Genomic DNA, 13,244 nt, shown 5'->3' on the forward strand with positions numbered 1-13,244 from the left:
GACCTAGGCTGCGACCCTGTACCGGCACCGACCCAGGAGCGCACCCCCATGCACGACCCCGTCTCCGAACTTCCCTTCCCCGACGCCCTCCACCCCGATGCGTCTCCCGCACCGCATCCGCTGCTCGCCCCGGTGACCGGATACATCGGCACCTGGCGGGGCACGGGCCGCGGCGGATATCCGACACTGGAGGCGGACTTCACCTACGCGCAGGAGGTCACGTTCAGCCACGACGGGCGGCCCTTCCTCGCGTACGAGGCCCGGGCCTGGCTGCTCGACGCGGACGGGAGCCCCCTGCGGCCGTCCGCCCGCGAGACCGGATGGTGGCGCCTGCAGCCCGACGGGCGGGTGGAGGCCCTGATCACCCAGCCCACCGGTGTCGCCGAGATCTCGGTCGGCCACGCCCGGAACGGTGTCGTCGACCTCGCCACCGAGCGGGTGTCCCTCACCCCCACGGCCAAGGAGGTCGACGCGACCCGCCGCCGCTACAGCCTGACGGACCGGGACACGCTCGCCTTCGTCCACGATCTCGCCGCGGTCGGCCGGCCGCTGCAGCACCACCTGTCGGCGCGGCTCCGCCGAGAAGCTCCTGGCCAGGGCATTTAGTTGCCGGAGTGTGACCAAGGCGGCGCATGGAGGGCGGACCACGGGGCAGGTGCACGGGAAGCCAGGAGAACAGGAGCGCCTCCCCGATGTCCTATCCGTCTTACCCCGATTCCCCGTACCCGGGACAGCCGGCGGCCGATCACGACCCCTACGGCGGCCAGGTGCCCGCACGGACGAACGGCTTCGCGGTCGCCGCACTCGTGCTCGGCCTCATCGCCTGCCTGTTCTTCTGGACCGTGGTGGGCGGGCTGCTGCTCGGTCTGCTCGCCATCGTCTTCGGGATCATCGCCGCGCTCCGCACCCGCCAGGGCCGTGCGCCGCGCCGTGTGATGGCGATAGTCGGCGCCGCGTTCGGGGCGCTCGGACTCATCGGTTCCGCGATCGTCCTCGTGGTGGCCATCTCCGTGTTCGACTCCCAGGAGTTCAAGAACCTCGAGGACTGCATGAACCGGGCCAACGGCCAGGCGGCCGAGGACCGGTGCGCGGAGGACTTCGTCGACGAGCTGATCAACTGACGGACGAGGGCTGTGAGCGCCCCGGGCCACGGCTTCCGCACACCTGTCCGTCCGTGGCCCTCGCACACCTGTCCGCGCCCGCCCCGCGGCGCGCCGCCGGTTGCACCCGCGCCGGGTGTTTGCCACGGTGTCCCTGGGTAGGCGGCCCGGTGATCACCGGGCCGCGCCGCCCGATGGGCCGCCCGCAACGGAGTACACAGCAGAGAGAAGGAGGGTTCGATGTCATCGAAGCGACGTCGTAAGAAGAAGGCCCGCCGCAAGAACGCCGCGAACCACGGCAGGCGTCCGCAGAGCTGAGGCGACGCCGCGGCCCCACCGGGCGGAGGAGCCCGGTGGGGCCGCGGCGGTTTCCATGGGCCGGGGGAGGGCCGTGCGGAACTCGGGTCCTTATGGTGATTCCCGATGGGCCCACGGTTCACACCCCGAGCGGGGCCGTGGGATCGGTTCCCGCCCCGGCGCAGACCGACGCGGCCGTCCCGGCGTCGCCCTTCGGGTGTCCGGGCGGCATGGCCGGGTCCCGGTCGCCTCCGCCCCCGGTCAGGTCGGCATCCCGGCCATGAGCGCGTCACCCGTTCCGATGGTGGTCAGCGAAGCGTCCGTCACGGCTCCACCACGATCTTGCGGCCGATCCCCGCCCGGAAGCGCTCGATCGCCTGCGGATACTGCTCCAGCGGCAGCCGGTCGCTGATGAACACCGACGCGTCCAGCACCCCGCTCTCGAAGAGCGCCGCGGCCCGCTCGTAACTGTGCAGGACCGCCATCGAGCCGGTGATCGTGATCTCCTGGTTGTAGATCCTGTACGGCTCGATCACCGCGGTGGTGGCGTAGTCGGAGACCCCGAACTGAAGGAACGTGCCGCCCTTGGCGACCCTTCCCAGGCCGTCCTGGATGGCCCCGGCGTTGCCGGTGGCGTCGATCACGACGTCCCAGCCGCCCGGACGCTCCAGCTCTTCGGCCCGGGCCGCCGCGCCCGTGCAGCCCAGGGTCGTCGCGGTAGCCAGCCGCCGGGCGTTGACGTCCAGCATGTCCACCGACGCGGCGCCGGTGCGCTTGGCCAGTTCCAGCATCATCAGACCCATGGTTCCGGAACCGTAGATCAGCACCTGGGCGCCGAGGTTGCCGTTGAGGACGTCGTAGCCCCGTACCGCGCAGGACAGCGGTTCGATCAGCGCCGCGTCCCGGACGTCGATGTGCTCCGACAGGCGTACGCAGTTGGCGACGGGCGCCACCGCGAACTCGGCCGCGCCCCCGGGCACGGTGACGCCGATCGCCGCCCAGTTGTCGCAGAGGTTGCCCCGGCCCGAACGGCAGTAGCGGCACTCGTGGCAGTGCAGCGAGGGGTCCACGGCCACCTTGTCGCCGAGGGAAAGCTCGGTGACGTCCGCACCGAGACCGACGACCTCCCCGGCGAACTCGTGTCCCGGCACGATCGGCAGCGTCGGAGCGAACTCGCCCTGGAGGATATGGAGATCGGTGCCGCACAGCCCGCACGACGCCACCTCGACGACCACGTCGCGGGGGCCGGGCGTGGGGTCCGGGACGGTGGTCACGGAGACCTTGCCGGGGGCTTCGACGATGGCTGCCCTCATTTGACTGCTCCCAGGGAGAGGCCCTGGACGAGTTTGTCCTGGGCGGCGTAGCCGGCGACGAGCACCGGCAGGGACACGACCACGGACGCCGCGCACAGCTGGGCGAGGAAAAGGCCCTGACTGGTGACGAAGGTGGTCAGATGGACGGGTGCGGTCCCGGCGACCACGCCGGTCAGCACCCGCGCGAACAACAGCTCGTTCCAGCTGAAGATGAAGCAGATCAGGGCGGTCGCGGCGATGCCGGGACCGGCGACCGGGGCGACGACCCGGCGCAGCACCGTCGGCAGCCGTGCCCCGTCGACCTGCGCGGCCTCGATGATGGAGACGGGAACGTCCGCGAGGAAGGACTGCATCATCCACACCGCGATCGGCAGGTTCATCGAGGTGTAGAGCAGCACCAGCAGCCAGATGTTGTCCAGCAGCCCCGTGTTCTTCGCGAACAGGTACACCGGCAGCAGCCCGGCGACCACGGGCAGCATCTTGGTGGACAGGAAGAAGAACATCACGTCCGTCCACTTGCGCACCCGCCGGATGGACAGCGCGTACGCGGCCGGAAGCGCGAGCAGCAGTACCAGCACGGTCGAGAAGAACGAGGCCGCCAGCGAGTTGACCAGCGGGGGCCACGGCGTCGGGCCGCCCCCGCCGCCGAAGAAGGTGCGGTAGCCGTCCAGCGTCAGCGCGGCGGCGAGCGCCGGCGGGTTGGTGGCAGCGTCGGACTCCGCGTGGAAGGACGTCAGTACCATCCACAGGGCGGGCAGACAGAAACCGATCCCCACGGCCCAGGCGGCCACGCCCAGCGCGGCCGAGCGCCGACGGGCCCTGCGCGTGGAGGCGTTGACGGAGGCGGACGCGGCTGCGGATGTCACGGTCGAGGCGCTCATGCGCGGCTCGCCTCCTCGCGGAAGAGGGACGAGACCACCCGGAGCGCGAAGGTGGCGATGACGATCGTGCCGATCACCACGACCACGCCCGCGGCCGACGCCAGCCCGTACTCATGGGCCCGGTAGAAGGTCTCGTAGATGGTGTACGGGAGATTGGCGGTGTCGAGACCGCCGGAGGTGATCGTGAACACCGCGTCGAAGTTCTGCACGATGTACACCGACCCGAGCAGGATGCCGAGTTCGAGATAGCGGCGCAGATGCGGCAGGGTCAGATGGCGGAACATCTGCCAGGGGCCGGCCCCGTCCAGCCGCGCGGCCTCCATGATCTCGGCCGGCCGGCTCTGCAGCCCGGCCAGCAGGATCAGCATCATGAACGGTGTCCACTGCCACACGAGCGACGCCTCGATGGCGATCAGCGGCATCTCGGACGTCCACTCGGGCTGCGCGACGCTTTCGATGCCGAAAAGTTCGCCGAACCAGGTGAGCGCCCCGTTGAACAGCCCGTACTCGGGGTTGTAGAGGGCGTGCTTCCACAACAGCGCGGCGGAGACCGGCACCAGCAGGAACGGGGTGATCAGCAGGGTGCGCACGAACCCCCGGCCGAAGAACGCGCGGTCCAGCAGCAGGGCGAAGACGAGCCCCAGCACGACGCTGGCGATCACGACGGACGCGGTGAGGACGACGGTCGTCACGACCGATTCGCGCAACGCCTCGTCGGTGAAGACGGAGGCGTAGTTGGAGAACCCGGTGAAGTGGCGCTTCTCCGGCTTGAGGGAGTTCCAGTCGAAGAGCGAGATCACCAGGGTCGCCACGAAGGGCAGTTGGGTCACTGCTATCAGGAAGACGAGCGCGGGCAGTAGCGGGGCGCGGGTCGCCCAGGCACGCCGTCGGCCGCCGCTGCCCGGCTTCTTCGCCGGGGCGGGCGGGGATGTGGTCTCTCTGGTCGCGGTGACGGTCATCGGTACTCCTCCGCGACCTTCTCGGCCAGTTTCTGGGAGGCGGCGAGTGCGGCGTCCACCGACTGTCGGCCCGCGATGGCGGCGCTGATCTCCTGCGCCACGCGGGTGCCCAGGTCGGTGAACTCCGGTACGCCGACGAACTGGATGCCCGCCGTCGGGCGGGGCTGGGTGCCCGGATTCTTCGGATCCGCCTCGGAGATGGCCCGCTCGGTGACGTCCGCGAACGCGCCCGCCTCCGCCCGGTAGTCGGGGTTGGCGTAGGTGGAGGCCCGTTTGCCGGCGGGCACGTTGGACCAGCCACTGGTGGCCCCGACGAGCTCCTCGTACTCCTTGCTGGAGGCCCAGGAGACGAACTTCCAGGCGTCGTCCGCCTTCTTGGACGCCTTCTGCAGACCCCAGGCCCAGGTGTAGAGCCACCCGGAGCTCTCGGTCCGCTCGACGGGGGCCGGGACGTAGCCGATCTTCCCCCTCACCGGCGAGCCCTTCGCCTCCAGGGACCCGGCGCCGGCCGTGGCGTCGTACCACATGGCGGTCTTGCCCTGGGTCATGTTGTTCAGGCACTCGGCGTATCCGGACTGCGGAGCGCCGAGCTCTCCGTGCTTCCGCACGAGATCGACGTAGAACTTCGTCGCCTTCCTGAACTCCGGTGCGGTCAGGCGCGGTTCCCAGTCCTCGGTGAACCAGGTGCCGCCCATCGTGTTGACCACCGTGGTGAGCGGGGCGATGACCTCGCCCCAGCCCGGCAGCCCGCGCAGACAGATGCCCTTCATCCCGCGCTCCGCCCCGTCCGTCCGCTCGGCGAGCTTGGCCACCTGCTCCCAGGTCGGCTTCGCGGGCATCGTGAGGCCCTGCTTCTCGAAGACGTCCTTGCGGTACATCAGGAAGGACGACTCGCCGTAGAAGGGCTGGGCGTAGAGCTTGCCGTCCTCGGCGGTCAGCGATTCCCGCAGCGGCTGGAGGATGTCCTCCTGGTCGAAGGCGATGTCGGCCCTCGCGTAGTCGTCGAGGGGGTGCAGCCAGCCGTTCTTCGCGAAGAACGGCAGCTCGAAGTTGCTGATGGTGGCGACGTCGTACTGACCGGCCTGGTTGGAGAAGTCCTGGCTGATCTTGTCGCGCACATCATTCTCGGGCAGCACGGTGAAGTGGACCTTGATGCCGGTCTCCTTCGTGAAGTGCTTCGCGGTGAGCTTCTGCAGTTCGACCATCTGCGGGTTGTTCACCATCAGTACGTTCAGTGCGTCGCCGCCCCCGAAGGAGGTCCCGCCCGCTCCGGCGCAACCGGTGGCGAGCAGGGCCAGTGCGGCGGTCACGGCGCAGGCCCGACCGCGTACACGTGGTCGGCTGCGGCGTCCTGGATGGGGCATGGGGGCTCCTGATCAGTCGTAGCGGCTCGGTGATCGGGTCGTTGCGGGCATGGCGAACCTGGCCCCGGCGGTGAGGTGGAGCGGTGGTGCGGGTGCGGGAGCCGCGCGGTCGGCGGTACGGACGGGCCGGTCGGACGGCTGGGGCCGGTCAGACGCGGATGACCTGGGGCCCCAGCAGGGAGTAGCGCTGGGCCTCCGCCGAGGAGAGCCCCGCGTCGGTGACGATCGCCTCGAAGTCGCCGACCCCCGCGAACCGGCAGAAGCTCACCGCCCCGAACTTGCTGTGGATGCCGACGAAGATCCTGCGCCGGGAGCTGCGCAGCGCCTGCGCCTTCACCTCGGCGACGGCGGGGTCCGGCGTGGTGAGGCCGTACTCGCGGGAGATGCCGTTGGCTCCGAGATACGCGAGGTCGATGACGAAGTCCGCGAGCATCCGGGAGGCCCAGTGGTCGACGGTCGCCATGGTCGAGCCGCGCACCCGGCCGCCCAGCAGCAGCACCGAGGTCTTCTCGGTCCCGGCGAGGGAGGTGGCGACGGCCAGGGAAGCGGTGATCACGGTCAGCGGCCGGTCCTGCGGGAGCGCCTCGGCGACGAGCTGCGGGGTGAAGCCCTCGTCGACGAAGACCGTCTCGGCGTCGCCGAGCAGATCGGCGGCGGCGGTCGCGATCCGCGACTTCTGCGGAACGTTGCGCGTGGTACGGACGGCGAGCGTGGTCTCGAAACCGGCCGACTCCACCGGGTAGGCGCCGCCGTGGGTCCGGCGGACGAGTCCGTGCTCCTCCAGCACACGCAGGTCGCGGCGGACGGTCTCCTTGGCCACCTCGAACAGGTCCGCGAGGGCGTTCACCCCGACCGCCCCCTCCCGCCGGGCCGTGTCCAGAATTCCCCGACGGCGTTCCTCGGTGTCCACGGTGCACTTCCCTGGTCGCTGCTGGGCCCGTTGCGGGCGGAGCCCGCTTGTCCGTTCGGGCTCATGTGTCGTTTGTACAAGCACTCCCGGGGCGACTACCAGCCGCTTCACCAGATCCCCTCAGCCCGATCGTGCCCGTTTCCCGAGAATGACGGTGCTGGTCACGCCCAGGACGGTCACCGGTCCGGTCGCCGGGGCTGCCCGCTTTCCCGTGTTCGCCGCCCGTTTGACGCCCGAAGTGCGGAGCCCCGGCGTCCGCGGTGCCGAGAAGGAGGCACGCGGAGGCCGGGGCAAGGGGCGTGGGCCGAGCCGGACAGGATCAGGCCGCTCAGGTCACGTCAGGAGAGAACGGCGCTGTCGCCCTCGCCGCGGTGGGGGCGGGTCAACGCAACCCTGCCGGGCGTCTCCGGGTAGAACCGCTTGGCCCAGCGCCGGAACGGGCCGATCGGTCCGTCACCGGAGGCCAGCCGGGGCGGCTGCTGGTACTGCTTGTGGTGCCAGATCGGGAAATCGGCGGCGGTGAACTCGCAACTGGACCGGAAGACCGGGCGGTCCAGGAGCCGGGCCGCGGTACGGCTGACGATCCGGGCGAGCCCGGACGGCAACCGGCCCGGCTCGTCGAAGGCGATGCGGTTCAGCTGCCGGAACTGCATCCGGTTGGGCCCGATGGCCGTCGGCATCACCATCGTGCACATCCGCAACCCGAAGCGGGGCGTGTGGACGTCGGCGTGCAGGCAGCCCAGACCGTAGCCGTCCACCTTCACATCGACGGTGAAGTCACCCATGAGCGGCGCCGACTCGTGGGCCCGCATGGCGACGTTGAACGTCGCGTCGTCGTACGTCACAGGACCGTCGATCTCGGCCTTCGCCCAGCCGTGCAGGGTGGCGAAGTGCCCGAGGTCGACCGAGTTCTCGATGACCTCCTGGACGTTGCCGGCCAGCTCCCAGGCGGCCGTACGCGCGGGCCTGTGCCCGATCTCGTGCCACTGCGGGATGGCCCAGTCCGGAGCCCTGCCGTCATGGTGCCGCCAGACGAAGACGGCCCCGTTCACCTCGTGGACGGGCAGCCGCGTCAGCGGGGACCGCGGCGGCGGTGTGCCGTACCCCGTGCGCACACAGGTGCCGTCGGGGCCGAACGAGAAGAAGTGGAAGGGGCACGTGAGATTCTCCCCCTCGACCTTCGCCAGGCCGAGATGGGCCCCCAGGTGCGGGCAGTAGGGACGGACGGCGCGGAGCACCCCCGTGCCGGTGCGATACAGGACGACGTCGCGCCCGGCGAGCGGCCGGGTGAGGACGGTGCCCGGTCGCAGCTCGTGCGAGAAGGCCAGCGCGGACCAGCCGCTCGGCCAGGGCAGGGCGGGCGCTCCCGCCACATCGGCCGGTGTCGGACCCTCACTGATGGCGCGACCGTACTCACGTGCCACTCCCACGACTCCCCCTTCACGATTGGTCGCACGAAGGCTGCCCAGCGCCGCACCGGGATCCTCCCGACACACCGCACATCACCCGAACGGTGCGACACGTGCGAGGCGTTGACGAACAGGGTGAAGAGGGAGAAGTGAGAGGTGGGCGGAGGAGGAGCGGGGGAGAGGCCGGAGAAGGGCCGAGGGCGGGCGCGCTCCGGAGCGCGCCCGCCCGCCTCAGAGCTCGTCGCCGAAAGCTTCGGCCAGCTCACGCCATGCGGCTCGCGGCAGGCCGGCGCCGCCCTCGTCGGCGGTGAGCACCTGCAACGCGACATGGTCCGCGCCGGCGTCGAGGTACGCCCGGGTCCGACGCCTCACCTGCTCGGCGTCGCCCAGCGCGAAGAGCGCGTCGAGCAGACGGACGCTGCCGCCGCCGTCGAAGTCGCCTTCCGTGAAGCCCAGCCGCAACAGGTTGTCGGTGTAATTGGGCAGCTGCAGATACATGCCCAGCATCGTCCGCGCGGTGGTGCGGGCCCGGTCGAGATCGGTGTCCAGCACCACGGTCAGCTCCGGGGCGAGCAGCGCGTCGGGGCCGAGCGCCTCGCGGGCCTCCGCGGTGTGCTCGGTGGTGACGAGATAGGGGTGCGCCCCCAGCGACCGGCCGGCCGCGAGCTTCAGCATCTTCGGCCCGAGAGCCGCCAGAACCCGGTGGCCGGAGCCCACGGACGGTTCGGCGGCGTCGAGCGCGTCCAGGTAGGACACCATCGCGCTGTACGGCTTGGCGTACTGCGGCACCATCGGCCCGTGGCTGACGCCCAGACCGAGGACGAAGCGACGGCGCGCGTCCGGATCGATCGCCGCGATCGCGGCCGCCGCCTCCTCGGCCGTGTGGTTCCAGATGTTCAGGATGCCGGTGGCCACCGTGATCGACCGGGTGGCGGCCACGACGGCCGCCGCGTCCCCGGGCGTCGGACTGCCCCCGATCCAGACGGCGCCGTACCCCAGCTCCTCGAGCTCGGCGAGCGCCTCTGCGATCGCCTTCCTGCCCGCGTCGTCCACCCGCGAAGCGTGCAGGGCCCCGCTCCAGATCCCCACCCGTCCGAATGTTCTGCCCGTCCCGGAATTCTCAGAAGTCATGGTCCGTCAACAACGGGCCCTGACCCGGCTATTCCTGGCCTGACGTCGGTTCACCCGTCCGGCCGCGCCGAGCGTCCGATGGGCGCCCCGCCGGGCTTCAGGAGCGTCTTCAGTCCCCCGGGACGTCCTTCATGAACACGACTCCGTCGATGCGGGCCAGGTGTGCCGGGTCGAGCGGGGCGTAGCCGAAGTACGGGGAGTCGCGCCGGACGAAGCCGGTTGCGGCGGCGGGCTCGGAGGCGTCCACCAGGCAGGACTCCTCCGGGAGCGCGTACAGGGCTCCTTCGAGGGTGTCCGGCGGCGGAACGTCGACCCCGTGGTGCCTCATGGTGCCGAAGGCGGTGGCCAGGAATCCGTACCCCTCGCCCAGGCGGGCGTTGACGACGGCGCCCGCGCTCCACCACTCCAGACGTCGGCCGCCCATCCGCATCGAACTCATGTCCCGCTGGAGATGGCTGTTGTGGGCGTGCACCAGAACCGGCCCCCGCTCGGCGAGCGCGAGGAGATTGCCGGCCATCATCTGGTCCCGCAGGCCCGTCAGCCGTGACAGCCGGTTCGGTGACGTGTCGGCCATCCAGAAGTGGTATCGCAGGAGCCCCTTGGCGGCCCGCGCGTACACGAGCGCCCGGTCGAACGCGTCCCGCGAGGCCACCGCGATCAGGTGCGGCGTCCACGCGTCGAGCAGGGCGCCCAGATCGTCGGCGAGCAGGCGCAGCTGCCCGGCCTCCGCCGACCGTCCGAAAGAAGCGGACGGGTCCAGCATCGCCGCCGGGTCGGTCCACCGGCCGTCGGCGCCGAGGAGGCGGTCGAGCGTCTCGGCGGTGCAGGGGAGCAGGCCCGGGTCCACGTGGTCCGCGAGAACTCGATGGAGCGAGGTGAGGGCCTCTCGAGGGCTCGCGGCGTAGGCCATCTCCAGCGGGCCGTCGAAGCCGGCGAAGCGGACCCGGTCGGACGCGGGCCGGCCGTCGTTGAACGCGCGCATCCAGCACACCAGCTCACGATGGGCCGTGGATTCCCCGAGGCCGTGGCCGAACCCCCGCTCCATCACCTCGTCGAGCGTGCCCGCGCCCGTCGTCACGTAGTCGTCCACGAGCAGCCCCGCCACACAGTCGCTCTCGATGGTGATGGTCCGGTAGCCCTCCCGCTCGACGAGCTGCCGGAAGAGTGCGTTGCGCAGGCGGAGGGGGCCTCCACCCCGTGGGTGGGCTCGCCCAGGGCCAGCACCCTGGGCGGGGAGGCGAACAGCCTCATGACGGAAGCCGCGTCGACGGCGTGGGCGATGGTCCTGATGTCGTTGGCCATGGCTTCAACCGTATCTTTGAACCCTCGGTTGAGGCTTTTGCGCGATAGCGTGGGTCACATGAGGCAGAACCCTCAAACAGCAGGCAGACTCCGTCCGGTCGATCTGGCCCGGCGGCACGGTCTGTCGACGCAGGCCGTCAGAAACTACGAGGCGGCGGGGATCCTCCCGGCCGCCGGGCGCACCCCCCAGGGCTACCGCACCTACGCGCCCCTGCACGCGCACGCCCTCGCGGCGTTCCTCGCACTGGTCCCCGGCCACGGGCGGGGGACCGCGGAGTCGATCATGCGGGCGGTGAACCGCGACGATCCGGAGGAAGCGTTCCGCATCGTCGACGAGAGCCACGCCCAGCTCCTGGCGGACCGTCGGACGCTGGAAGCGGTCGAGAAGGCCCTCCGGGACCTGGGGTCCGGCGCAGTGCCCGCACCCGGTGGCGCGCCGAGCACCGGCGGGATGTTCGTGGGACCGCTGGCGGGGAAGCTGGGGATCAGGCCCGCCACGCTGCGGAAGTGGGAGCGCGCCGGTCTCGTGACCCCGCGCCGCGACCCGCGGACCGGCTACCGGGTGTACGCCGAGGCCGACGTGCGGGACGCCGGGCTGGCCCACCAGCTCAGACGGGGCGGCTACCGGCTGGAGCAGATCGCCCCGCTGATCGCCCAGGTGCGTGCGGCGGGCGGTCCGGAGCCACTGGCGGCCGCCCTGCGTGACTGGCACGCCCGGCTGGCCGCCCGCGGGCGGGCGATGCTGGCCGGGGCAGCCGAGCTGGACGCCTACCTCCGCCTGGCACACGACGGTCACTGACCGGACGACCGCGGGCCGGGCGGCACGGGTCGACCACGGGGCGGCGGTGCTTCCCGTCGCCCATCCGCTGCCCCGTCAGACGGGCAGCCGTCCCAGCAGAGCCGCGAAGTCCGTCTTCGCGGGGAGCGTGCCGAAGGCGAGCCCCTGGTCCCCGGCGAGGCGGGTCGCGCAGAACGCGTCGGCCACCGCCGCAGGGGCGTGGCGCACCAGCAGGGAGCCCTGCAGCACGAGAGCGGCCCGTTCGACGACCCGGCGGGCCCGGAGCTGCGCGTCCTTCGTGCGTGCCAGCTCGGTCCGCAGCTCCCGCCACGCCGCGTCGAGACGCGCGTCCGCCCCGGTCGCCGACTCGATCTCGGCGTGAAAGGCCTCCAGTGACGCGGGCTCCCGCGTCAACGCCCGCAACATGTCGAGGGCGTTGACGTTGCCGGAGCCCTCCCAGATGCCGTTGAGCGGGGCCTCGCGGTACAGCCGCGGCATCCCGGACGCCTCGTCGTACCCGTTGCCGCCGAGGCACTCCAGGGCCTCGGCGACCGCGGCGGGCTGCCGTTTGCACACCCAGTACTTGCCGATGGCGGTGGCCAGGCGGAGGAAGGCGCGCTCCCCGTCGTCGCCCCGGTGGGCACGGTCGGCGGCCCCCGCCAGGCGCAGGGCCAGGGTCGTGGCGGCCTCCGACTCCAGGGACAGGTCCGCCAGGACGTTGCGCATCAGGGGCTGGTCGATCAGCCGGGCACCGAACACGGAGCGGTGGCGCGCGTGGTGGGCCGCCTGGGCGAGCGCTCCACGGGTGCCCGCGGCGGACCCCAGCACGCAGTCGAGACGGGTCATCGTCACCATGTCGATGATGGTGCGCACGCCCTTGCCCTCGTCACCGACGAGCCAGGCCACGGTGTCGTCGAACTCGGGCTCGCCGGAAGCGTTGGAGCGGTTGCCCAGCTTGTCCTTGAGCCGCTGGATGCGGAACGTGTTCCGGCTCCCGTCCGGCAGCACGCGTGGCACCAGGAAGCACGACAGACCGCTGGGCGACTGGGCGAGGACCAGGAAGAGGTCGTTCATCGGCGCGCTGGTGAACCACTTGTGCCCGCGCAGCCGCCAGGTGCCGTCGGCCTGCTCGGCGGCCGCCGTGGTGTTGGCGCGCACATCGGTGCCGCCCTGCTTCTCCGTCATCCCCATACCGGCGAGCAGGCCGCGTTTGGCGGTGGGGGCGCTCAGCCCGGGCTCGTACACCCGGCTGGTCAGCAGCGGTTCGTACGTCTTGGCGAGGTCCGGCGAGCGGCGTAGTGCCGGGACGACGGCATACGTCATCGAGACCGGGCACAGGTGGCCCTGCTCCAGCATCGTGGCCAGCATGAAGCCGCCGGCACGAGCGACATGGGCCCCGGGGCGATCGTCGGCCCATGCGGCGCCCGCCAGACCCGCCCGCACGGAGGCGTCCATCAGGCAGTGGTAGGCGGGGTGGAACTCGACCTCGTCGATCCGGTGGCCGAAGCGGTCGTGGGTACGCAGCTCCGGTTCGTGGCGGTTGGCCTGGTCGGCCCAGCGTTGCGCCTCCTCGCCGCCGACGTAGCGGCCGAAGCGATGGAGTTCGTCCAGGTGCCATGCGGCGCCCTCGCGGCGCACCCCTTCGAGCAGCACCGCGTCGTCGGCGGCGTCGTGACCGGTGAGCGGAGGCGGCTGGTTCGTCACCTCGTGCGTCACGGCGGTCGGGTTGCTGCGGGGTGCGGCGGGCGCGGGCATCGGTTCTCCTCCGGGAGTCGGGACGGCGGGTGAGGCACAGGGGCG

General features: G+C 71.4%; 11 protein-coding genes and 1 pseudogene. 3 read left to right on the top strand and 9 right to left on the bottom strand.

Annotated features, from left to right (window positions below; genetic code table 11):
- The first annotated feature begins 48 nt into the window (after positions 1–48).
- Both PSQ21_RS34660 and PSQ21_RS34665 read left to right on the top strand, forming a co-directional pair.
- Positions 49–606 (top strand): FABP family protein, encoded by a 558-nt coding sequence (locus PSQ21_RS34660; protein ID WP_274035397.1) that lies wholly within the window; start codon positions 49–51, stop codon positions 604–606.
- 86 nt (positions 607–692) lie between these two features.
- Complete coding sequence (locus PSQ21_RS34665; protein WP_274035398.1) at positions 693–1,121, top strand: DUF4190 domain-containing protein; 429 nt, start codon at positions 693–695, stop codon at positions 1,119–1,121.
- A 599-nt stretch (positions 1,122–1,720) separates the two neighbouring features.
- Here PSQ21_RS34665 and PSQ21_RS34670 read toward each other — a convergent pair.
- From PSQ21_RS34670 to PSQ21_RS34705, 8 genes and pseudogenes are all read right to left on the bottom strand, one after another.
- On the bottom strand, positions 1,721–2,710 hold the full coding sequence (locus PSQ21_RS34670) for a zinc-dependent alcohol dehydrogenase family protein (protein ID WP_274035399.1): 990 nt from the start codon (positions 2,708–2,710) through the stop codon (positions 1,721–1,723).
- Positions 2,707–3,591: a carbohydrate ABC transporter permease gene (locus PSQ21_RS34675; RefSeq protein WP_274035400.1), complete on the bottom strand. Its 885-nt coding sequence runs from the start codon at positions 3,589–3,591 to the stop codon at positions 2,707–2,709. Before PSQ21_RS34675 ends, PSQ21_RS34670 begins: the two co-directional genes overlap by 4 nt.
- Positions 3,588–4,550, bottom strand: coding sequence for a carbohydrate ABC transporter permease (locus PSQ21_RS34680; RefSeq protein WP_274035401.1), 963 nt, complete (start codon positions 4,548–4,550; stop codon positions 3,588–3,590). The genes PSQ21_RS34675 and PSQ21_RS34680 overlap by 4 nt, the downstream gene beginning before the upstream one ends.
- A complete protein-coding gene (locus PSQ21_RS34685; protein ID WP_274035402.1) occupies positions 4,547–5,914 on the bottom strand; it encodes an ABC transporter substrate-binding protein in 1,368 nt (455 codons plus the stop codon). The genes PSQ21_RS34680 and PSQ21_RS34685 overlap by 4 nt, the downstream gene beginning before the upstream one ends.
- Before the next feature lie 148 nt (positions 5,915–6,062).
- Entirely contained in the window at positions 6,063–6,824 is a 762-nt protein-coding gene (locus PSQ21_RS34690; protein ID WP_274035403.1) for a DeoR/GlpR family DNA-binding transcription regulator, read from the bottom strand.
- Between the two features lie 338 nt (positions 6,825–7,162).
- The gene (locus PSQ21_RS34695) at positions 7,163–8,254 is read right to left on the bottom strand and encodes a Rieske 2Fe-2S domain-containing protein (RefSeq protein ID WP_274035404.1); all 1,092 of its coding nucleotides are present in this window, start codon (positions 8,252–8,254) and stop codon (positions 7,163–7,165) included.
- A gap of 210 nt (positions 8,255–8,464) precedes the next feature.
- Positions 8,465–9,364: a TIGR03620 family F420-dependent LLM class oxidoreductase gene (locus PSQ21_RS34700; protein WP_274035405.1), complete on the bottom strand. Its 900-nt coding sequence runs from the start codon at positions 9,362–9,364 to the stop codon at positions 8,465–8,467.
- 109 nt (positions 9,365–9,473) lie between these two features.
- A pseudogene (locus PSQ21_RS34705) lies at positions 9,474–10,666 on the bottom strand (erythromycin esterase family protein).
- 58 nt (positions 10,667–10,724) lie between these two features.
- Between PSQ21_RS34705 and PSQ21_RS34710 the strand changes: the two are divergent.
- Positions 10,725–11,465 (top strand): TioE family transcriptional regulator, encoded by a 741-nt coding sequence (locus PSQ21_RS34710; protein ID WP_274035407.1) that lies wholly within the window; start codon positions 10,725–10,727, stop codon positions 11,463–11,465.
- 75 nt (positions 11,466–11,540) lie between these two features.
- On the opposite strand, the gene PSQ21_RS34715 is transcribed toward PSQ21_RS34710, so the two are convergent.
- Positions 11,541–13,199 carry an acyl-CoA dehydrogenase family protein gene (locus PSQ21_RS34715; protein ID WP_274035408.1) on the bottom strand — a complete coding sequence of 553 codons (1,659 nt, stop codon included), beginning with the start codon at positions 13,197–13,199 and terminating at the stop codon, positions 11,541–11,543.
- Positions 13,200–13,244: the final 45 nt, after the last annotated feature.

This window comes from Streptomyces sp. MMBL 11-1 (genome assembly GCF_028622875.1).
In the GTDB taxonomy this organism is placed as follows: Bacteria; Actinomycetota; Actinomycetes; order Streptomycetales; family Streptomycetaceae; genus Streptomyces.

Bases quoted from the DNA above. Each gene is read 5' to 3' on its own strand.
- PSQ21_RS34660 (WP_274035397.1), top strand. From the start codon at position 49: ATGCACGACCCCGTCTCCGAACTTCCCTTCCCCGACGCCCTCCACCCC.
- PSQ21_RS34665 (WP_274035398.1), top strand. From the start codon at position 693: ATGTCCTATCCGTCTTACCCCGATTCCCCGTACCCGGGACAGCCGGCG.
- PSQ21_RS34670 (WP_274035399.1), bottom strand. From the start codon at position 2,710: ATGAGGGCAGCCATCGTCGAAGCCCCCGGCAAGGTCTCCGTGACCACC.
- PSQ21_RS34675 (WP_274035400.1), bottom strand. From the start codon at position 3,591: ATGAGCGCCTCGACCGTGACATCCGCAGCCGCGTCCGCCTCCGTCAAC.
- PSQ21_RS34680 (WP_274035401.1), bottom strand. From the start codon at position 4,550: ATGACCGTCACCGCGACCAGAGAGACCACATCCCCGCCCGCCCCGGCG.
- PSQ21_RS34685 (WP_274035402.1), bottom strand. From the start codon at position 5,914: ATGCCCCATCCAGGACGCCGCAGCCGACCACGTGTACGCGGTCGGGCC.
- PSQ21_RS34700 (WP_274035405.1), bottom strand. From the start codon at position 9,364: ATGACTTCTGAGAATTCCGGGACGGGCAGAACATTCGGACGGGTGGGG.
- PSQ21_RS34710 (WP_274035407.1), top strand. From the start codon at position 10,725: ATGAGGCAGAACCCTCAAACAGCAGGCAGACTCCGTCCGGTCGATCTG.
- PSQ21_RS34715 (WP_274035408.1), bottom strand. From the start codon at position 13,199: ATGCCCGCGCCCGCCGCACCCCGCAGCAACCCGACCGCCGTGACGCAC.